The sequence below is a fragment of the Crocinitomix algicola genome (assembly GCF_001661595.2).
In the GTDB taxonomy this organism is placed as follows: domain Bacteria; phylum Bacteroidota; class Bacteroidia; order Flavobacteriales_D; family Crocinitomicaceae; genus Crocinitomix; species Crocinitomix algicola.
In genome coordinates this window covers 216,849-237,129 of record NZ_LYPF02000012.1, presented here as the reverse complement: position 1 = coordinate 237,129, position 20,281 = coordinate 216,849, and the positions used below count along the sequence as shown (strand labels likewise).

Here is a 20,281-nt window from a genome sequence, read left to right as displayed (position 1 = left end):
CTTTATCTTATTCTTTTATTCGTTTTTAATCACTAACTTTTCGATGCGTAACGCATCTTCACCTTGTAACCATAGCGTATAAATTCCACTTTCAATACCTTCAAGTCTTATTTGCGCTGAGGCATTTTTCATCAAGTCTTTAAGAATAACTCGTCCATTTTGATCAAAAATTGTTATCCAAATCTTTTCTGTATTCCCTTCGAGTTCAATATTAAAAAACCCTTGACTAGGATTAGGGTAAACTAATGCACTGATTAGCTCTTCTTCAATATTATCAAATCCAAAAATGATGCATTCGGAAGTATCTACACATAGTCCTCCTAAAGTAATTTGAACAGCGTAAAAACCAGGCTCTTCGGGAGAATAGGATTGATCATTAGCTCCATCTATAGGGGTATAGTCTAAATCGCAATTCAACCATTGATAAGTTGCTCCCTCTTGAGCACTTACTAAGGTGATACCATCTTCTATTGTTACAGATAAATCAAAATCTTCCTCAACGTTTACCGAATAAGTCATTGACTGAGTACAACCTGCATCATCAGTAACAACGATTGTATAATCACCCTCAGTTAATCCGTCAATATCCTCAGTTACCTCATTAAAATCGATATCATCAATTTTAGTCCATTCAAAAACATAACCAGGCGTTCCACCTCCCACTGTGACATCAATCATACCATTTGATGAACCCGGGCAATCTTCATTCGAAAGCAACACCAAATCAATAACTATTTCATCCGGAGCAATTAATTCAAATTCAGTTGATGCTAGACACCCCATATCGTCCATCACCTCAACAATGTAGATTCCTTCTAATAATTCTGACAAATCTTGCATATCGTCATCATCCCCTACTCCGTCATTATCCCAATCATAAGTATATTCTCCCGAACCACCAGAAACACTAATATCGATACTACCATCCTCACTATCCGAACAAGACGGATTATTTGACACCACACTTTCAATACTCAAAACCTCGGACGCATCTACAGTAATTATAGTTGAGCAAGAGTCTACATTACCATAAACATCAACAGCATATAACCAAACTTCATTTTCTCCAGCATCTTCACAGGTAAAATCACTAACAGAAAGTTCTAACCCTTCAATTCCACAACCATCAGTGGTTCCAGCATCTAGATCATCGGCAGAGATAGTCGTTGTTCCTGTCGCGTCCAAAACTACTGTAAAATCTGCGGCACAGTTCATTACAGGAGGTAAATTATCAATCACAAAAATGGGCGAATAACAAGTCGCTGTTAAACCACTTTCATCAGTGATTGTTAACTCTACAGGAATTCCAATTGTTGGAGCCGTCACAAATGTTTTGACGTCTAACGGGGAGGCTGCAGTTAAATTATTCAGTTCCCCATCCCATTCATTTATTCCACTAAAAGTCCAATTATCGATATTAAAACTTGCGCCATCGGGGCCTGTTTCGGAAATTCTTTTTGCCCATCCATCAAGATAATCCCACGGAGTACCTGAGCCATCTTCATCAATATCTCCAAAAACATCAATTACTTCACCATCCATAAATAACTCTATAGCATCATCACCATTAATTGCAGCATCACCATCTAAATAATCGCTCTCAAAACCAAACCATTCAAAAAAGTTTCCATTTTCAGTGGCCACGTATAAATACTCTCCTGCACTTGCACTCACTGCTGGAAAAGTAAACTCTATTCCATCCGATCCGCCACCGTTATTAGCGAATCCAATACCATAACGGCTTAAGTCTTCAATATCATTGATTACATAAACCTCAACACCTTTAGGGGTGCCACCAGTTAAAGGGCCATCAAATACAGCCGACAGTACAAGGCTTGGCTCATCTTCATACGTTGTTATATCCTCGCAAGAAAATTCTGTCACACTAGCTTCATAGGTTAAACCACCTTCACAAACAGCAAAAGAACCACCATCTAAATCTTCAGGGCTTAAAGTTCCTGCTCCCAAATCATCTAAAAATACGGTTTGACTTTGACAAATGGCAACTGGATTCTCATCAGCGCACTCATAAGTTATCTCTAATATTGGTGCAACTCCGTCATCCTTACTACCAAAACGTCTAGCATTACACGTTGACTCTTCATCACCTAATAAAATCCAACCATGGTTTGAACTTGGGTTGTTTAACCAGTTTTGAACATGGTAAACCATTTGTTCTGACGACCAAGTATAATCAGTCAACACTTCACCAACATCAGTTGTAGCTGTGGCATCACTTATAAAATCGCCACCTAAATCATCCCATGCTTCAGTAAAATGCATTGCATTCACCCAAGTTGCATCAGGAACGACTGGAGAAGCTCCTCCTCCGGAGCCAAAAGATGTACCTTCCCCCCATTCAGTCGTTACACGGTGTAAAGAATAAGCTTGAGTACCTGCTCCTGGACTTACTTTATCCAAGTTCAGATGTAGGGAGACCGCAGTAATGGTGGCTCCTGCCGGGACAATATCCGAAATATCAAATTCGATTAAAGCCCGTCGAGTATTCCCAGTACAAGTAATACCTGAGTATAAACGACCAATTCCATTTGAGTTAGTACTTTCTGAATAGATAGAATTATCTTTCTCAGGACTTAACTCGACTGTAGTTTGTGCATATCCAGAAGACCATATAAGTCCGAATGATGCGATTGATAGTAGAAATTTTTTCATATAAAATTATTTACACTCCTTTGAAAATTACCATATCCAATGGAGAACTTTTCAATAAATATATGAAATTCCGTGACTATATACCTAATAATCAATACACCGCCTTAATTAAATTTAAGGAATTAAGATTTAAATCCAACCGCAACTGTTCCATTTGAATTTGGGTCAATGATGATAAATGCACCTTGTTTCGGATTTGCTTTATAAGAATCCAAAAACACAGGTTGAGCAGATTTTATTTCAACGATATTTATAGAATTGACTCCCACATTTTCAGGATTTTGTTCAAAGGCAAGTGCATCAAAATTCAATTGACTTTCAATCTGATTGAATTTAATCTGCGTTGTGAAACTCCCTTGTTTGAGAATATATTTTTGGGAAAGATTTAAATCAGTTGTGCTCAACCAGCAAATATGTGATTGAAACACCTTTTCACCACCTATCCTTGATTCTTGATGGGAAAAAACATCACCACGTGAAACGTCTATATCACTGTCCAGCTCAATGGTTATTGCTTCACCTTTTTCCGCTTTTAACAACTGATCTTTATAGCGATGAATCGTTTTAACTATTGCTGTTTGACCTGTTGATTGAACAAGAATTTTATCTCCAAGGTTTATTCGACCACTAACCACTTTTCCCGCATAACCTCTAAAATCATGGAACTCATCACTATGGGGGCGAATAACATATTGAACATTAAATCGAAAAGGTTCATTTACAGGAGTTTTTAACACGATTTGCTCAAGATAATCGATGACAGTAGGTCCATTGTACCATGTAGTATTGTTTGACTTTTGAACAACGTTATCACCGTATTTTGCGGAGATTGGAAAATAAGCCAATTGACGATTGTTCAGATTAAACTGATTTTGAAGCTCTGTTAGTTCAGACTTTATCTTGTTAAACACGCCTTGATCGTAATCAACCAAGTCCATTTTGTTCACCACAAACAAAATCTGATCAATTTCCATCAAAGAAGCTATAAATAAGTGTCTTTTCGTTTGTTCCACGATTCCATTTCTAGCGTCGATAAGAATCATGAATACTTGTGAATTGGATGCACCCGTAATCATATTACGTGTATACTCCACGTGCCCAGGAGTATCCGCAATTATATATTTACACGTTTTAGAGGAAAAGTATATGTGAGCCACATCAATGGTTATTCCTTGTTCTCTTTCAGCTGTTAAACCATCTGTAATTAGAGATAAGTCGAGTTCATCTAAACCTCTTTTTTTTGAAGCGTTTTCAATGCTTTCTATTTTATCTTTTGGTAAAGAATTTGTGTCAAATAATAATCGACCAATAAAAGTACTCTTACCGTCATCAACACTACCTGCAGTTGATAATCTTAAAATATTTAAATCTTTCATTTTATACTTAAAAATAACCTTCTTCTTTTCTTTCTTCCATTGCAGCTTCAGAGCGTTTATCATCTATTCGAGCACCTCTTTCTGAGATTTCTGCAGCTTCAATTTCCGAGATTACCGCATCTAAATTATTGGCAATGGAATCAACTGCAGCGGTACAAGTCATATCACCCACGGTTCTAAATCGAACATCTTTTTCAAAAACTTCTTCGTGCTCATCTCGATGAATAAATTCCGAATCTGACCAAATTAATCCATCCCTCATGAAGACTTTTCTTTTGTGTGTAAAATAAACGGAAGGTAATTTGATTTTTTCACGCTTAATATAATTCCACACATCCAGTTCTGTCCAATTTGAGATTGGAAAAACGCGTACGTTCTCCCCTTTCGAAATTTTACCATTTAACATATCAAATAGTTCAGGACGTTGGTTTCTTGCATCCCATTGGCCAAAATCATCTCGTATCGAAAAAATTCGCTCTTTAGCTCTGGCTTTTTCCTCATCTCTTCGCGCCCCACCTATACAAGCATCAAAGCCAAATTCTTCTATTCCCTCTAACAAGGTTATCGTTTGTAATTTGTTTCGACTTGCATAGCGACCAGACTCTTCTTTTATATTCTTTCTTTTGATGGAGTCTTCAACATACCTTACGATTAAATCAAGACCTAAATCGTTAACCAATTGATCCCGAAAAGCTATCGTTTCAGGGAAATTATGACCGGTATCGACATGCATTAAGCGGAACGGAATTTTGGCGGGATAAAAAGCTTTAATTGCCAAATGAACTAAGGTTATGGAATCTTTACCTCCAGAAAATAGAATAACTGGATTTTCAAATTGAGCGGCTACTTCCCGCATAATATAAATTGACTCATTTTCGAGTTCGTCTAAATAATTCATTGTTATTTCGTTTGATGTAAACCACATTCTTTTTTTGAACTTTCCCACCACCATCGACCAGCACGTTCATCTTCTCCATCAACAATTGGTCGCGTACATGAGCTACAACCAATGCTTGGATATCCTTTTTTGTGAAGGGAATTTACAGGCACATTGTTCTTTTCAATATATTCTTCTAATTCTTGTTTTGACCAATGAAAGAGCGGATGAATTTTTACAATTTTATTTACTTCATCCCATTCTACCTGAGTCATATGTTGTCTATTTTCCGATTGTTCAGCTCTTAACCCTGTTACCCAAATATTCTTCCCTTTGATTGCTCTTTGCAAAGGCTCAATTTTTCGTATACCACAACATTCTTTCCTATTTTCCACAGAATCGTAGAAAGAATAAGGGCCTTTTTTAGTAACTAATTCTTCGACCCTATCTGTTTTAGGGTAATACGTATTTATTTCAAGTTTATATTTTTTCACTGTACGATCAAACACTTGGTAAGTCTCTTCGAAAAGCCTACCAGTGTCTAACGTAAAGATATCAATATTGAACTGATTCTTAGCAATTATATCCGTTATTACCTGATCTTCCTTTCCAAAAGAAGTGGAAAACACAATACCAGACGAAATTTCAGTTGCGTTTCTTAAAATTTCTTGAGGCGAATCACCTTGCAATTTATTAAGGAGTTTATTCATTATATATATTTATTCCAAAGTCGTTCATGTAAATAATACAAAGCCATTTTAGTAAAAACCTCAATGGTACCAATAGATGCTGCCACAGTTAGTTCCCCGGTCATCAGATATGCAATAACCATTGTGTCAATGGTTCCAACAATTCGCCAGCTTATGGTTTTAAAAATAGTTTTAGTTGTAGAATCCCCCTTCCTACCAGTTCTTCTCTTAACTAAAAAATCAAATATCATCTACAAAAATTTTGGCAAATATACTTAATCTACCGATTTAATAGACTATTAGCTGAAATTTTTTATCCCTCTAGCTTCAACATATCATCTAAAGTTCTTTTTTCCAGAATCTTAAGTGTCTCATCTCTAACATCCACCATCATTAAATGTAAGCCACATGCTGTTTCCGTTGAACATTCAGAACAAGATTCGTAATAATTGAGGCTTGCGCAAGGAAGCATAGCAATTGGGCCATTAAACATGCGAATAATTGTAGCCAGTTGAATCTCAGATGGATTTTTTAACAAATAATAACCACCACCCTTACCCATTTTTGAATTCAAAATACCTGCCTTTTTCAAATCCAGTAAAATAACTTCTAAAAATTTTTTAGGCGCTTTTGTATTCTCTGCAATTTCACTAATTAAAACAGGCTTTTTATCGACTTGTTTTCCAAGAAATGTCAGTGCATGAAACGCATACTTAGTTTTTTTCGATAACATATTTTAAACCTTGAATTCGGTGAAATTTTCAAATTATCTTCTTTACAAAAATAACGGAAGTTTGAAAATCTAACAATTTTTTAATCCAAAATTAAACCTACACTGTTTTGCAATTTGATTAGATTAGTAACCTTAGCGAACAAAACCATTTTTCATTCAAATTATTTGATATATAATTAAAAATCATTATCTTTTAGGATTGAAACGACCTAAAAATCGCTCAAATAAAACCAACCTACTTCCTACAATGGACGTTTAATATTAACAGACAAAGAGAGAAAACCGCAACATGAGACAACTAAAAATAACCAAACAAGTCACCAATAGAGAAACAGCTTCTCTAGATAAATACCTTCAAGAAATAGGCCGAGTTGATTTAATAACAGCAGAGGAGGAAGCTGAACTTGCTCGTAAAATTCGAGAAGGCGATAAAGTAGCCTTAGAGCGACTAACAACAGCCAACCTACGCTTTGTCGTATCGGTTTCTAAACAATACCAAAATCAAGGTTTATCATTACCAGACTTAATTAATGAGGGTAATTTAGGTCTTATAAAAGCAGCTCAGCGATTTGATGAGACCAGAGGTTTCAAATTCATTTCCTATGCCGTTTGGTGGATTCGTCAATCCATACTTCAAGCACTTGCAGAGCAAGCTCGTATTGTTCGATTGCCTTTAAACAAGATTGGAATCATCAACAAAGTAAATAAAGCTTTTTCAGAGTTAGAACAGGATTTAGGCCGTGCACCAACCATTGACGAATTGGCGGATGCATTAGAGTTTTCGCGAACTGACATTCGAAACTCACTCGAAAACAATGGTCGACATGTATCGATGGACGCTCCTTTAAAGGAAGGTGATGAATCAAGTTCTAGCATGTATGACGTACTCCAAAATTGGGAAAATAATAACCCGGAGCATGATTTAATATTAGAATCGTTAAGAGGAGAGATAGAACGGTCTTTAAACACACTAAAACATCGAGAGGCAGATGTTATTCGCCTGTACTTCGGACTGGACAACCAACCTCCTATGACTCTAGCAGAAATTGGAATACGTTTTGATTTAACACGAGAACGAGTAAGACAAATAAAAGAAAAAGGAATACGTAAATTAAAGAATACTTCTCGAAGCAAAATGCTAAGAGCCTATCTTGGTTAAACTTGTTGAGTATTGTTTAATTTATAGTAAATACCATTTTGATTGGTTATTAAATCTTGATGCCTGCCTTCTTCCACCACTTTCCCATTCTCTAAAACGAGGATATTATCCGCATTTTTAATTGTAGATAAACGATGTGCAATTACAAACGATGTTCTACCTTGCATCAATTGGTCAAGTGCATCCTGAACAAGTTTTTCAGATTCCGTATCCAATGCTGATGTTGCCTCATCTAAAATTAAAATTTTAGGGTCTTTTAATACTGCACGTGCAATAGCAATCCTTTGTTTTTGACCTCCAGAAAGTTGAATACCTCTATCCCCCACTAACGTTTCCATTTGATTTGGAAAGCTCATGATAAAATCATAAGCATTTGCTTGTTTAGCTGCAGCGATAACCTCGGCATCCGTAGCGTTAATGTTACCATATAAAATATTCTCTTTAATCGTACCTCCAAACAATATAACATCTTGCGGTACTAATGCAATTTGACTCCTTAAACTTGAAAGTTGAAAAGAATCAATTGTCTGATTATCAAAGAGAATATCTCCTTTATCAATATTATATAGGCGAAGTAATAATGAAGAAATAGTTGATTTTCCCGCACCTGAACTTCCGACTAAGGCTGTTGTTTGCCCTGGCTGACAAGTAAAGTTAATACCATTTAAGACCTGAACCTCTTTTCTTTGAGGATAAGAAAAATAAACAGATTTAAATTCTACTTTCCCTTCAAAATTTTGAATTTTCGTTCCTGCTTCTTTTTCAACCGGTTCTTCCAAAACATCCATTAAATGTTCTGTTGCGCCAATTGCCTTTTGAATTTTTGCCCATAAATCTGGAATTGAGCCAAAAGAAGCACCAAGAAATATTGTAAATAATATAAAAGTGAAAAATTCTTGTTCCGTAATAAATCCCGCTATCTCCATCGATTTGGCTTTCCAGATTACAAATGCCACTCCCCCAAAAAGACCAAACAAGATAAAAGAAACAAACCCACCTCTCATGAGTCCTCCTTTAATGTTTAATCGCATTATATTATTTACCCTTTCTTCATAACGATTAGCTTCATATTTTTCATTGGTAAACGATTTTACATTCACAATTCCTGTAAGTACTTCCTCTAAAATTGAGTTTGACGAAGCTGATTCATTTTGAGCAGCTTTTGACAAACCTCGGATATACCGTCCAAACACAATTGCAATTATCGCCAAAACTGGAACTACCGCTAACATCCACAGGGCAAGTTCCCAAGACGCATATAAAATAAAAGTCAATGCTATAATAATTGTGATGAATTGTCTAAAAAATTCTGCTATTGTAGTGTTTAAAGTCTCTTGTAATAAATTTATATCCGTTGCTATTCGAGAAGTCAACTCTCCTACTTTATTACGATTATAGAAGTCCAACGGTAAATGAATAAGCTTATTAAAAGCATTTCTTTTTAAATCACGTAAAGCCCTTTCGGTAACATGGTTAAAAAGTACTATCCTGAAGTAGGAAAAAAAAGCTTGTGCACCAAAAACCACCATCATAACAATAATTATGTTGTTAATATTTGTCATATCCAAATTTGGCAAATCAATCATGGGTTGATCCCCTTCATTTGTACCAAGTAGCTGCCCTGTTAACGCAGGGAATAGAAGAGCTGTAATACTTGAAAAGACTAGAAAGATCCATCCGACAAGATAAACCCAACGATAAGGTTTTAAAAATAGTAAAAACCTTTTTGCTTTTTTGTATGCGTCTTTTGACAGCTCTATTTTTTCTCTTTTTTTTCTACCTCCAAACATTAAATCGCTTAATTTAGTTGACAAAATTAAACTGATTCTGAGGAAAGAATGTCATAAAAGGAACATATTTTAGAAAAAATTCCTTGAAAACTTTGTACTCAATTTATTTGTTGTATCTTTGCGCACCCGAATGGGACAGAATTGAATTTTTAAGACACTATAATACTTGCAGAGATGAGCAAAAGAACATTTCAACCTTCATTAAGAAAAAGAAGAAACAAACACGGATTTAGAAGCAGAATGGCAACTAAAAGTGGAAGAGCTGTAATCAATGCACGAAGAAAGAAAGGAAGAAAAAAACTTTCTGTATCTTCAGAGCGATTAGCTAAGCGTTAATCCGCAACAAGATATTTTATAGAGCTTCTCGGCGTTTGTCGAGGGGCTTTTTTTGTTTGTCTAAATTGCACAAGCGTTTTTTTGAGGTTTTGATCTACTCAAAAAAAGAATATTATTTTTGTTATTATGAAAAGTGACTATCAATCAGGAATGAAAATAGGAATATTAGGTGGGGGCCAACTGGGAAGAATGTTTATCCAGGAAGCGCTGAACCTCGATATCCACGTTCATATTTTAGATCCTGAGCAGGATGCCCCTTGCGCACCAATCGCCCATCATTTTGTACAAGGTGACATTAAGGACTTTGATACAGTTTACAACTTCGGAAAAGATAAAGACGTTGTAACAATTGAAATAGAACATGTCAATGTAGATGCATTGGAGCAATTAGAAAAAGATGGCGTACAAGTTTATCCGCAACCTCGGGTTATTCGATTAATTCAAGATAAAGGTAGCCAAAAAGAATTCTACGAAAAAGAAAATATTCCAACGGCACCTTTTAGACTTGTTGCTGAAAATGCCGACCTGCAAGATCATTTGGATTACCTCCCTTATATGCAAAAAGCACGAAAAGGGGGATATGATGGTAAAGGCGTTCAAGCAATTAAATCAACTGATGATTTTAGTAAAGCTTTTACAACAGCCAGTGTACTCGAATCATTCATTGATTTTGAAAAAGAACTTTCAGTAATTGTTGCGCGTAACAAAGATGGAGCAACAACCACCTACCCTATCGTGGAGTTGGAATTTAATCCAACCGCTAATTTGGTGGAATTTTTATTTGCCCCAGCTGATGTCACTAACGAAATTGCTGAAACCGCTCAAAAAATAGCAATAGACATAATCACGAAGCTCGATATGGTTGGATTATTAGCGGTTGAACTCTTCCTTACAAAATCGGGTGAAGTGCTCGTTAACGAAATCGCTCCACGACCGCACAACAGCGGACATCAAACCATCGAAGCTAATTATACCTCTCAATATGAGCAGCATTTACGGTCCATTATCAATCTACCTTTAGGATCAACAAATGCTATCCAACCTTCTGTCATGGTCAATCTTTTAGGTGAGCCGAATCATACTGGCAAGGCAAAATATGAAGGAATTGAAACTGTTTTAGCTATGGAAGGAGTGTTTCCCCATCTCTACGGCAAAACAAATACAAAGCCCTTCAGAAAAATGGGACATATTACTATTACAAACGCGACTTTAAATAAAGCCAAAGAAATTGCGTTTAAAGTAAAAGAAACTTTAAAAGTTGTCTCAGAATAGAACACAATTAAAACACATTGAATCGATTCGGGCGTTTGCTGCTCTATCGGTTGCTATCTTTCATTTCACCAATGCTTGGAACGAAGGAAACTTTTTAATTCCCAATGCCGATCAACGGTTCTTTTTCACCTATGGAGCTCAAGGAGTAGAGATTTTTTATGTTATTTCAGGATTTATAATTCCTTACGCACTGTACCACAGCACCTATTCAACCCAAAATTACTTCAAATACTTGGGCAAACGACTAGTTCGTTTGATGCCCCCATATCTACTGACCATTGCTGCAATACTATTATTTGACATTTTTACTGCGAAGTTTTTATGGGGATTACCGATTAATATTGAATGGAGAAATGTTTTCGCGAATTCTATTTTCGCAGTAGATTTTATTCATTCAATGGATTTTTTACATAATTACTTCCCGGATAACCGATGGATTAATCCCGTTTTTGAGACACTTAAGGTCGAGGTTCAATTTTACGTATTCATAGGTCTTGTATTTCCTTTAATTAATCGAAACCGATTCTTTCTTTTACCAATTGGAATATTCCTATTATTAGCTGGGATTTACACTGCCCATATGAATACTTTACTTGTAAATTCACCCTATTTTTTACTTGGTATTGGAGCTTTTTATATTTTTAAAGATGGCTGGAAACCATTGCCTGCAATATTAATATTGTGCTCAATTGTGAGCTTGTTAATTTTTTATGTTCGACAAGATTTGATTGCAGGAATCTTAGCTTTTGTATTGATCTTGTGGCTTCCAAGTAATTTTAAATTTCTAAATTTTACAGGCAAAATATCATATTCATATTATTTAATTCATGGATTATCTGGCGGTCAGTTGATTTATTTCATGCGAGACACCAGTCTAGCTCAAAACTCACCCTATTTATTAGTTTTATTTGCTTTAGTAATTTCTTGGCTCGCGTCATTTTTAATTTATTTTTGCATAGAAAAACCGAGCATGAAAATTTCAAAACGAATACGATATTCGACAAAAAGATAAATATATGATTGAAGTAGGAATTATTATGGGAAGTCAATCAGATTTACCCGTTATGAAAGAAGCCGCGGCTATTTTAAAAGAATTTGGAATAGGCTATGAAATGACAGTCGTTTCTGCTCATCGAACACCAGAAAGAATGTTTGACTATGGTAATGAAGCGCACAAAAGAGGCATTAAAGTTATAATCGCAGGCGCTGGTGGAGCAGCTCATTTACCTGGAATGATGGCTTCTATCACTCCTTTACCAGTAATAGGCGTACCAATCAAATCAAGCAATTCAATAGACGGCTGGGATTCCATCCTATCTATACTACAAATGCCAGGAGGAATTCCTGTTGCGACTGTTGCTTTAAATGGGGCAAAAAATGCAGGCATTTTGGCGGCAAACATAATAGGAGCGAGCAATCCATCAATTCTTGAAAAAATTATAGCTTATAAAGCATCGTTAAAAGATAAAGTTTTGAAAACGGCAGAAGAAATGGAAGCAAAGAATTAACTCTCTTTATTCCAAAGCTTTTCACCTAAAAGTACTTTTTTGATTAAATTTGTACGAAACTACAGTTGCCATGAAAATTGAAGATGAAATTCAGTCGAAGTTTAAATCCGACTACCACAAGTTAATTGTTAATCTTCATTTTACTTACTCAAGAATAACAGAACCGTTGCAACAGCTTTTGAAGCAGCATAATATTACGTCCACACAATATAATGTGCTCCGTATTCTTAGAGGTCAGAAACAAGTTCCAGCAAGTATTGGCTTAATCAAGGAACGTATGATAGAGCGTAATTCTGACGTGAGTAGAGTGATTGATCGATTATTGAAAAAAAACTTAATAGAGCGTAAAGAAAATAAGCTTGACCGTCGTCAACGAGATGTAATAATAAATGAAGATGGACTCGAATTACTCGCTTTAATCGATGAAACGGATTACGATTTTGTTAAAGCATTCGATCATATAAGTCTTGAAGAAGTCAAATTAATGAATGATTTGTTGGATAAAATCAGAACAAAACCTGAGGCGGAATAGTTCATTTGTTAAAAATTATTTTAATCGGTGCTTAACAAATAATTAATATTAAATTTAAGCAAACAATTTTTTACATGTTCAAAACAAACCTCGGTTTACTGAGAATTATAGGCTTGCTTGAAGGAGTTTCATATTTAGTTTTAATGGGAATTGCAATGCCACTTAAGTATATTTGGGATAAACCCGAATTCATTTATTCGACGGGAATGGCACACGGATTACTATTTGTCCTTTATGTGTTTTTTGTATTACTCGTAAGCTATCAATTAAAATGGAGTTTGAACAAATGCTTCTGGGCTCTACTAGCATCCTTAGTGCCTTTTGGTACATTTGTAGCAGACAAACGTTTGTTTCGTCCTACTGCTTAATCTAGCTAATATTAGAAAAATACTGCAAAGCCAATTGGTAGGAGCTCAATCCAAAACCGGAAATGCAACCTACGCAAACTGGCCCAATAATCGAATCATGTCGAAAAGTTTCACGCGCGGATATGTTGGAAATGTGAACCTCCACAGCCTCTACGTCAACAGCAGAAATCGCATCACGAATTGATACCGAATTATGGGTATAACCTCCTGCATTAATAATAATCCCATCAATGTCATTACGTTGAATAGCATCAATTAATTCGCCCTCATGATTGGATTGAAAATAAACCAAATTAAACTCTGGATATGCCGTTTTTAGTTCCACAAAATAATCTTCAAAACTTTTAAAACCATAGGTATCAGGTTCTCTTTTTCCGAGTAAATTTAAATTTGGACCATTTAAAATTAATATACGTTTTGCAGCCTTCATGGATCAAATATAGAAAGGATTATCAAAGTTATTTGAAAATTGAAAAATCTTTATCAGAGAATAGTGTTACTGCTTATTTAAGAGATTTTGATCGATTGACAGAATACTTGAATGTTTTTAATTTGGATAAAACCCCACATGAAATTCAACTAACAGATTTACAAGGACTTGTACGTTGGGTCAGTGAGTTAGGAATCTCCGCAAGATCGCAGGCACGATTGATTTCAGGAATCCGAAATTTCTTTTTTTACCTTGTCCTTGAAGATGAGATTGAAGCAGACCCGACCGAATTATTAGACCTTCCTAAAATAGGAAAGAAGCTACCGGAAGTTTTAGACAAAGAAGAAATAGATGCGCTTATTCAAGCCATTGATTTATCGTCGCAATTAGGACATCGAAACAGAGCTATCATAGAAACATTATACAGTTGTGGTTTAAGAGTAAGCGAATTAATAGGACTAAAAATCACCAATCTTTATTTTGATGAAGGGTTCATTCGGGTTATCGGAAAAGGCAATAAAGAACGATTAGTTCCGGTAAGCTCGCCCGTAAAAAAAGAAATCAATTTATACCTAGAACATATTCGTAAACACATGGATATTAAAGAAGGTCATGAAGATTTCGTTTTTTTGAATAGACGAGGAAAAAAACTAACTCGAGTTATGATTTTCACCATTGTCAAACAACTCGCTGAAGCTATTGGATTAACAAAAAACATTAGTCCACATACATTTAGACACTCTTTTGCCACACACATGGTAGAGAATGGTGCTAACTTAAGAGCTATTCAAGAAATGTTGGGACATGAATCAATAAGTACCACAGAAATATATACCCATCTTAGTAATGAAATGCTTAAAGATGCTATCACGGCATTTCACCCTAGAAACATTGAAAATTAAGTACATTATGAAAACTGATGAATATTACATGGAACAATGCATCAACCTAGCTTTAAAAGGCATAGGTAACGTTGCACCAAACCCTATGGTTGGATCAGTGATTGTTCATAATGACACCGTGATTGGTGAAGGGTATCATGAAAAATACGGACAAGCACACGCTGAAGTAAATGCTATCAATGCAGTTAAAGATAAGTCTTTACTCGAAAAATCTACAATCTATGTTAATTTAGAGCCTTGCGCTCATTTCGGAAAAACTCCTCCTTGCAGTGATTTGATAATTTCGTCTAAGATACCTAGAGTGGTTATTGGATGTGTAGATAGTTATTCTGAAGTTTCCGGAAAAGGCATCGCAAAAATGTTATCTGCGGGTATTGATGTTCGAGTTGGCGTTATGGAAAGTGAAAGCTTAGAGTTGAACCGTCGATTCTTTACTTATCATAATAAACAACGACCGTATATCATACTGAAATGGGCTCAAAGTAAAGATGGTTATATCGATATAAAACGAGCAAAAAATGAAAAAGGAATATTTTGGATAACGCAACCTGAAACAAAAAAATTAGTCCATCAATGGCGTCATGAAGAGGCTGGAATATTAGTGGGGAGCAATACGATACGCATTGATAATCCCGAATTAACATGTCGAGACTATGACGGCACCTCCCCTACCCGATTTGTTATTGATCAAAAATTAAGATTGGATTACCCAGCCTTTAAAGTTGGTGACAGAAAAAATCAAACCTATATTTTAACTGAAAAACAGGTGATTTCAAATGGAAAACTTCAGTTTTTAAGCCCTGAAAACTTTTCCATTAAAGCTATTTTGAAAAAAATTTATACATTAGAAATACAATCACTTATTGTTGAAGGAGGTGCTTTTACCATACAAAAATTCTTGGATGAAAATATTTGGGATGAAGCGCGAATTTTGACAGGCATCAGGGATTTAAAAGACGGTGTTAAAGCTCCAACTATTAAAGGAACGATAATTAAAAATATAGATTTGGATAAAGATAAATTGACTATCATTCGGAATGATTGATTTAATACTCGCCATATTATTCTTTAACGTTATCCTCGTTATATTTAAACTGTTTGATCGTTATAATGTTAACACCTTACAAGCCATTGTAACCAATTATCTTGTAGCAGGATCTTGTGGTATTTATTTTTCAACCTCCACTGTATACAAAGCATCACCTTTTGAATATGATTGGATACCATTCGCTATTTGTGTGGGGTTCTTTTTTATATTGGTTTTTAATTTACTGGCAGCTGGTACGCAAAAAGTTGGTTTAGCCATTTCTACAGTGGCAAATAAAATGTCATTAATTCTTCCTGTCGTAGCGAGCTTTTTTCTGTACGATGACCATGTTTCTACCCTAAAAATAGTCGGTATTTTATGCGCAGTAATCGGTGTTATTCTTACCACCACTCAAGCTGGAAAACTCAATTTCGATTTTAAATACATTTGGCTAATACTCATCATATTTTTTGGGCAAGGAATTGCTGATATTATCTTTAACTATGCTCAGCAAAACTTCGTGGACTCCAAAAGTGGGGCGCTATTTATTGCCTATATCTTTTTGTCAGCTTTTGCAATAGGTATTGTGGTTTTAATAATTCAAGCTGCTCGTGGAATATTACAATTACGAATAAAAAATGTTCTTTGGGGAATAGCTATTGGCGTTCCTAACTTTTTAAGCGTCTTTTATTTTTTTAAGGCGTTGGAAAGTGAAGTTGTGCAAAGTTCTCAAGCATACCCAATTTTAAATATGGGTGTTATCATAATTTCGGCCGTAGCAGGCTTCATCCTTTTTGGCGAAAAAATCAGTCTTAGAAATTGGATTGGAGTCTTACTTTCTATTGCTGCAATTGCCGCTATTGGATTCAGTTAAAAAAAGAAGAATTATGAAAAAGTACATATTCCTTTTCACCACTATTAGTCTGCTATTATGCGCTTGTTCATCTGATCAGGTTAATGATAAAACGGAAAAAAACGATTTTGAAACCCCTGGAAATAAACCAGAAGGAAATGTTGAATATGTTGAGTTTTCTGCTGAGGATGGACTGATTGTTTCAGGACAACTACACGAATTCAACCCTGAAAAAACGATGATTATATTGTGCCATCAATCCGGTTTAAATCTTCATGAATATGACTCCATAATTCCTGAGTTAATAACATTAGGATATTCGTGTTTAGCAATTGACCAACGAGCCGGAGGCGTTGAGAATGGTTTCTCAAATTTGACGGTTGATCGCGCTTTAGATCAGCGTGTTAATATGGGAATGATTGAAGCAAAAAAAGATATTGAAGCTGCAATACGATTTGCCAAAAAAAAGTCCAACAATGCACCAATAATTTGGGGAAGCTCCTACAGCGCCAGCCATGTACTATCAATTGCGCAAGAACAAGATGAAATTCATGCCGTTGTCGCTTTTAGTCCTGGTGACTATTTTGAAAAAGATTATCCAAAATTAAGTAATACCCTAAAAAACTTAACCCTCCCTTTCTTTATAACATGTGCGAAAAACGAGTCAGAGGCAATGAGTAAATTGCTCACGAATAAAACATTAAGTGATATGCAGTATTTTTACAATCCGACTAAAAATGGACAACATGGCTCTAGTGCTTTAAATCCATCAACAAATGGCAGTGACGAATATTGGCAGCGTTTAAAGAAGTTTCTGCGCGATATAAAATAACCAAATCATTTTGAGTGACTTACATTCTATTTGAGATTTTTATCAACCTTTTTAATTTTTTAACGTCTTTAATATAACGACAGATGGTTTTAAGGGTTGAATCTGCTCACATTTGTAAATCATAAACCCATTTTTTTGCACAACACATTGAAAAGGGAGGTTATTGTAATCTCCCTTTTTATATGAAGAATACGAAAGTTTTAATAAGACCAGGAATTGGTAAATGTGTTGAAAAAATCCAATCCAACTTTAAAATTAAGGTTAATTGTTGTTGCATTATTTTCACGCACAACATAAAATACAGACAACTTGAACAATTGTTTTCTAATTTTTATTGCACGCTCGAGACCCGCGTAAAACTCAACATGACGATAGTTTGCTTCTTCAATAAATAGCCCACCCAAACCTGCAACCATTTGAATTTTTGTTTTATTAATTAGCGGTACTTTACCTAGAATTGCCCCATTAAAATGATGAATTGCAAAAAATTGCAAATAAGGCCGTGTCGTATTAAACGTTGAATCTAAGAGTTGTAAAGTATTTAAAGGGTTTGTAAATAAAAGTAAATCTGACCCTCTAAAAAAACGTCGTTCAATAAATTGAACTTCACTTGCCGTTTTACCGAAAAAAGTTCCTCCCTCAATATCCCATTTTAGATCACCAAATGTTCCAAAATCCACTTTATCAGATAAACCTATTTCCACAAAGTCAAAATTCACATCACTGTTAAATAAATCAGGAACGCCCTTTTTATAAGTAAACCTAAGTTCGGGAAACTCGGTACCAATAATCAATTTTTTATTCCCTTTTAAGATATACTGTTGTTTAAAACGGTATACAAGTTGAAGCTCAAAAATGGAAACGGTATATGTTTCAAAGGGCTGAGCAGGTTGCCAAAAACCAGATTGTTCGAGTGTATCTATCCAAGGAGGATTATCTAAACCTGTAATATCTACTCTTTTAGAGTAATCAAAAGTTAATCGTCCATACAATCCATTAACAATCTCATACCGTTTGCTAATATTGATAAATGTCTTTCTAACCCGATTTCGTAAACTAAAAAAATTCGCTATTGACTGATCCATCGTCACAAAATCGTACTTATCCCCTCCTCTCACTCGAATACTCCCAAAATGCTTTGGTAAATAAGTGTATTCTACTCCTAAATGACCCTTTACATCTTTATTTCGAAATCCATAATCGAGCTCTCCATCAACCTTGTACGCCTGTGCATTTTCAAATTCTTTACTATAATGACCTCCAATTCGATGCCTATACCCTCCTACCGCGAGCGGTTGAATTTGCGAAATTAGTGGATTAATAAAAATCTCATGCTTTTTAACTCGATCTCTAAATCCAACGCCGTTCAATGTAACATCCCAAAAAGTAACTTTGTTGAACTCCTCATTCACGCTATCAATGTAAGTATCGCTTGTTAAAACTTGTTCTATACTATCCTGTTCATGAATGAACTGTACTTCTTGTTCTTTCAGTTTATACGGTCGAATCTCATCCCAATAAGTCGAATCTCGATTAAAGGCCTCATCCGTATATTCCATCACAATGTTATTGAATGATTTTCGATCGAACTCAACATCAAATTGATAATTACTATGTTGCACTCTTGTATTACCTAAAACCAAGTGTGAACCATCGTTAATCGTATAAGTAAATTCACGCCTCTCAGCAACCCATTTACCTTCAATTTCGGTATAATCTTCATTAATTCTAAAAAACTTAAAAAATTCCATTCCATTAGGGTTTACGGCTAGGTCAATCGACTTAATTAGCCATAAACTATCCATGACATAAAGGTTTCCAATAAACAATGGAATTTCATTAAAACGAGGTTCTATTCTTATGTCATAAATCTTTTGATCACCTTCAAAAAACACATTATTTAACGTGAATTTGTAATTAATAAAATTATTTATCGCTAATGGGGAAACAATAGGATTGTTACAAACTTTTGGTAAATCGATCAAGTTTTGATATAAATTAAAATCTCCGTCTTCTACTTTTTCATAAAAGATATAAGGGTTGTGCGGTATGTATTGCTTTGGGACAGGACTGTTTTGATTACTAAAAGTGGCTGTTACTCCACCTGATCGAGCTGTTTTTTCAGCATAATCTTGATGGGCAATTATAGTTTCTTTGTAAGCATTTGGCTGTTTGAAGCGTGTTACGGAATTTGATTCTATGAAATTCATCCGTTCCTTTAAAAGTGGAACTTCCTCCGGTTCACTAGGGTTATTCGGATCAATATTCAATAAGTCCTTTAATTTTACCTTTTTTTCCTTTTCGAGGCTGGTTTTAATATATGTTTCGCACTGATAGCTCTCAAATTGCTTTTTCATTTTTGATTTATTCTCCATGACTTTTTGAATGACTTCCTTTCCAAAATCACGGTTATCGGCAAAAATTTCTACAGTCCCCAAGTCTGTCGACTTTTCTTCTAATTCTATATTGTGAAGGATTAAAGGCTTGTTCATCGAAATTGTATCCACCTTAGGCGCAAAACCTAACATTGAATACCTTATTATTACTGTATCGATACTTTTATCTAACTCCAAATAATATTTACCAATAGAATTACTAGGAACACCGTAAGTAGAATTCATCACAGCTATTCGCACACCCGGAATCGGCTCTCCATATATGTCTGAAACGGTACCTTTAAGTACGTTTTGGCAAATTCCAGAAAAGGTGAAAAAACAAAATAAAAGTGGTAATAAATTTTTCATAAGGTTATTGTCCGCTAACAGGACGCATTACTTCGTTAAAAGTTACAGAAAAATAATAATTTATTAAGACAAGCTACTACCATTGCAGGTCAAATTGGAACAAATAAAAAACTGCAACAAGGACCAGGTGTATCTTGTTGCAGTTTTCCAACCGTTAATTTACGGTTTACCAAATAAATA

Annotated in this window: 20 protein-coding genes; 11 read left to right on the top strand and 9 right to left on the bottom strand. The window is 35.2% G+C overall.

The genetic code is table 11. The annotated features are described in order from the left end of the window. Positions 1-15: 15 nt before the first annotated feature. The 6 genes from A8143_RS07910 to A8143_RS07885 form a co-directional block, all read right to left on the bottom strand. The gene (locus A8143_RS07910; protein ID WP_066758112.1) at positions 16-2,673 is read right to left on the bottom strand and encodes a DNRLRE domain-containing protein; all 2,658 of its coding nucleotides are present in this window, start codon (positions 2,671-2,673) and stop codon (positions 16-18) included. Positions 2,674-2,795: 122 nt separating this feature from the next. Further along, positions 2,796-4,049: a sulfate adenylyltransferase subunit 1 gene (locus A8143_RS07905; RefSeq protein ID WP_066758109.1), complete on the bottom strand. Its 1,254-nt coding sequence runs from the start codon at positions 4,047-4,049 to the stop codon at positions 2,796-2,798. A 7-nt stretch (positions 4,050-4,056) separates the two neighbouring features. Next, complete coding sequence (gene cysD, locus A8143_RS07900; RefSeq protein ID WP_066758106.1) at positions 4,057-4,947, bottom strand: sulfate adenylyltransferase subunit CysD; 891 nt, start codon at positions 4,945-4,947, stop codon at positions 4,057-4,059. 2 nt (positions 4,948-4,949) lie between these two features. Continuing rightward, positions 4,950-5,636 (bottom strand): phosphoadenylyl-sulfate reductase, encoded by a 687-nt coding sequence (locus tag A8143_RS07895; protein ID WP_066758100.1) that lies wholly within the window; start codon positions 5,634-5,636, stop codon positions 4,950-4,952. Then, entirely contained in the window at positions 5,636-5,866 is a 231-nt protein-coding gene (locus A8143_RS07890) for a DUF2061 domain-containing protein (protein WP_066758097.1), read from the bottom strand. The genes A8143_RS07895 and A8143_RS07890 overlap by 1 nt, the downstream gene beginning before the upstream one ends. Before the next feature lie 62 nt (positions 5,867-5,928). Next, complete coding sequence (locus A8143_RS07885; RefSeq protein ID WP_066758095.1) at positions 5,929-6,348, bottom strand: RrF2 family transcriptional regulator; 420 nt, start codon at positions 6,346-6,348, stop codon at positions 5,929-5,931. Positions 6,349-6,637: 289 nt separating this feature from the next. Here A8143_RS07885 and A8143_RS07880 point away from each other — a divergent pair, with 289 nt between their 5' ends. Continuing rightward, positions 6,638-7,507 (top strand): sigma-70 family RNA polymerase sigma factor, encoded by an 870-nt coding sequence (locus tag A8143_RS07880; RefSeq protein WP_066758093.1) that lies wholly within the window; start codon positions 6,638-6,640, stop codon positions 7,505-7,507. On the opposite strand, the gene A8143_RS07875 is transcribed toward A8143_RS07880, so the two are convergent. Beyond that, on the bottom strand, positions 7,504-9,321 hold the full coding sequence (locus tag A8143_RS07875; protein ID WP_245676488.1) for an ABC transporter ATP-binding protein: 1,818 nt from the start codon (positions 9,319-9,321) through the stop codon (positions 7,504-7,506). The genes A8143_RS07880 and A8143_RS07875 overlap by 4 nt on opposite strands. Positions 9,322-9,471: 150 nt before the next feature. On the opposite strand from A8143_RS07875, the gene rpmH reads away from it, so the two are divergent. From rpmH to A8143_RS07845, 6 genes are all read left to right on the top strand, one after another. Next, positions 9,472-9,633, top strand: a complete 162-nt coding sequence (gene rpmH, locus A8143_RS07870; protein ID WP_066758089.1) for a 50S ribosomal protein L34 — start codon at positions 9,472-9,474, stop codon at positions 9,631-9,633. Positions 9,634-9,759: 126 nt separating this feature from the next. Beyond that, positions 9,760-10,905 (top strand): 5-(carboxyamino)imidazole ribonucleotide synthase, encoded by a 1,146-nt coding sequence (locus tag A8143_RS07865; protein ID WP_066758087.1) that lies wholly within the window; start codon positions 9,760-9,762, stop codon positions 10,903-10,905. Then, positions 10,892-11,917 carry an acyltransferase family protein gene (locus A8143_RS07860; RefSeq protein ID WP_066758085.1) on the top strand — a complete coding sequence of 342 codons (1,026 nt, stop codon included), beginning with the start codon at positions 10,892-10,894 and terminating at the stop codon, positions 11,915-11,917. Before A8143_RS07865 ends, A8143_RS07860 begins: the two co-directional genes overlap by 14 nt. Before the next feature lie 4 nt (positions 11,918-11,921). Continuing rightward, positions 11,922-12,413 carry a 5-(carboxyamino)imidazole ribonucleotide mutase gene (gene purE / locus A8143_RS07855; protein WP_066758084.1) on the top strand — a complete coding sequence of 164 codons (492 nt, stop codon included), beginning with the start codon at positions 11,922-11,924 and terminating at the stop codon, positions 12,411-12,413. 70 nt (positions 12,414-12,483) lie between these two features. Beyond that, positions 12,484-12,945 carry a MarR family winged helix-turn-helix transcriptional regulator gene (locus A8143_RS07850; protein ID WP_066758077.1) on the top strand — a complete coding sequence of 154 codons (462 nt, stop codon included), beginning with the start codon at positions 12,484-12,486 and terminating at the stop codon, positions 12,943-12,945. A 74-nt stretch (positions 12,946-13,019) separates the two neighbouring features. Beyond that, positions 13,020-13,313, top strand: a complete 294-nt coding sequence (locus tag A8143_RS07845) for a DUF3817 domain-containing protein (RefSeq protein WP_066758074.1) — start codon at positions 13,020-13,022, stop codon at positions 13,311-13,313. Position 13,314: 1 nt separating this feature from the next. Here A8143_RS07845 and A8143_RS07840 read toward each other — a convergent pair whose 3' ends face one another. Continuing rightward, positions 13,315-13,743 (bottom strand): type II 3-dehydroquinate dehydratase, encoded by a 429-nt coding sequence (locus A8143_RS07840; RefSeq protein WP_066758072.1) that lies wholly within the window; start codon positions 13,741-13,743, stop codon positions 13,315-13,317. Here A8143_RS07840 and xerD point away from each other — a divergent pair. From xerD to A8143_RS07820, 4 genes are read left to right on the top strand one after another with little or no spacing between them, the layout of a single operon-like run. After that, positions 13,704-14,645, top strand: coding sequence for a site-specific tyrosine recombinase XerD (gene xerD / locus A8143_RS07835; protein ID WP_317040033.1), 942 nt, complete (start codon positions 13,704-13,706; stop codon positions 14,643-14,645). The two genes, A8143_RS07840 and xerD, sit on opposite strands and share 40 nt — an antisense overlap. Positions 14,646-14,652: 7 nt before the next feature. Beyond that, positions 14,653-15,690: a bifunctional diaminohydroxyphosphoribosylaminopyrimidine deaminase/5-amino-6-(5-phosphoribosylamino)uracil reductase RibD gene (gene ribD / locus A8143_RS07830; protein ID WP_066758066.1), complete on the top strand. Its 1,038-nt coding sequence runs from the start codon at positions 14,653-14,655 to the stop codon at positions 15,688-15,690. Beyond that, the gene (locus tag A8143_RS07825) at positions 15,683-16,546 is read left to right on the top strand and encodes a DMT family transporter (RefSeq protein WP_066758060.1); all 864 of its coding nucleotides are present in this window, start codon (positions 15,683-15,685) and stop codon (positions 16,544-16,546) included. Before ribD ends, A8143_RS07825 begins: the two co-directional genes overlap by 8 nt. Before the next feature lie 13 nt (positions 16,547-16,559). Continuing rightward, positions 16,560-17,357, top strand: a complete 798-nt coding sequence (locus A8143_RS07820; RefSeq protein WP_139134300.1) for an alpha/beta hydrolase — start codon at positions 16,560-16,562, stop codon at positions 17,355-17,357. Positions 17,358-17,557: 200 nt separating this feature from the next. On the opposite strand, the gene A8143_RS07815 is transcribed toward A8143_RS07820, so the two are convergent. Next, the gene (locus tag A8143_RS07815; protein ID WP_066758056.1) at positions 17,558-20,101 is read right to left on the bottom strand and encodes a DUF5686 family protein; all 2,544 of its coding nucleotides are present in this window, start codon (positions 20,099-20,101) and stop codon (positions 17,558-17,560) included. Positions 20,102-20,281: the final 180 nt, after the last annotated feature.

What these genes read in the sequence shown, in the direction of transcription:
- A8143_RS07820 (WP_139134300.1), top strand. Translation starts at nt 16,560, where the DNA reads ATGAAAAAGTACATATTCCTTTTCACCACTATTAGTCTGCTATTATGC.
- A8143_RS07885 (WP_066758095.1), bottom strand. Translation starts at nt 6,348, where the DNA reads ATGTTATCGAAAAAAACTAAGTATGCGTTTCATGCACTGACATTTCTT.
- cysD (WP_066758106.1), bottom strand. Translation starts at nt 4,947, where the DNA reads ATGAATTATTTAGACGAACTCGAAAATGAGTCAATTTATATTATGCGG.
- A8143_RS07840 (WP_066758072.1), bottom strand. Translation starts at nt 13,743, where the DNA reads ATGAAGGCTGCAAAACGTATATTAATTTTAAATGGTCCAAATTTAAAT.
- A8143_RS07905 (WP_066758109.1), bottom strand. Translation starts at nt 4,049, where the DNA reads ATGAAAGATTTAAATATTTTAAGATTATCAACTGCAGGTAGTGTTGAT.
- rpmH (WP_066758089.1), top strand. Translation starts at nt 9,472, where the DNA reads ATGAGCAAAAGAACATTTCAACCTTCATTAAGAAAAAGAAGAAACAAA.
- A8143_RS07895 (WP_066758100.1), bottom strand. Translation starts at nt 5,636, where the DNA reads ATGAATAAACTCCTTAATAAATTGCAAGGTGATTCGCCTCAAGAAATT.
- purE (WP_066758084.1), top strand. Translation starts at nt 11,922, where the DNA reads ATGATTGAAGTAGGAATTATTATGGGAAGTCAATCAGATTTACCCGTT.
- A8143_RS07850 (WP_066758077.1), top strand. Translation starts at nt 12,484, where the DNA reads ATGAAAATTGAAGATGAAATTCAGTCGAAGTTTAAATCCGACTACCAC.
- ribD (WP_066758066.1), top strand. Translation starts at nt 14,653, where the DNA reads ATGAAAACTGATGAATATTACATGGAACAATGCATCAACCTAGCTTTA.
- A8143_RS07825 (WP_066758060.1), top strand. Translation starts at nt 15,683, where the DNA reads ATGATTGATTTAATACTCGCCATATTATTCTTTAACGTTATCCTCGTT.
- A8143_RS07910 (WP_066758112.1), bottom strand. Translation starts at nt 2,673, where the DNA reads ATGAAAAAATTTCTACTATCAATCGCATCATTCGGACTTATATGGTCT.
- A8143_RS07890 (WP_066758097.1), bottom strand. Translation starts at nt 5,866, where the DNA reads ATGATATTTGATTTTTTAGTTAAGAGAAGAACTGGTAGGAAGGGGGAT.
- A8143_RS07845 (WP_066758074.1), top strand. Translation starts at nt 13,020, where the DNA reads ATGTTCAAAACAAACCTCGGTTTACTGAGAATTATAGGCTTGCTTGAA.
- A8143_RS07815 (WP_066758056.1), bottom strand. Translation starts at nt 20,101, where the DNA reads ATGAAAAATTTATTACCACTTTTATTTTGTTTTTTCACCTTTTCTGGA.
- A8143_RS07880 (WP_066758093.1), top strand. Translation starts at nt 6,638, where the DNA reads ATGAGACAACTAAAAATAACCAAACAAGTCACCAATAGAGAAACAGCT.
- A8143_RS07865 (WP_066758087.1), top strand. Translation starts at nt 9,760, where the DNA reads ATGAAAAGTGACTATCAATCAGGAATGAAAATAGGAATATTAGGTGGG.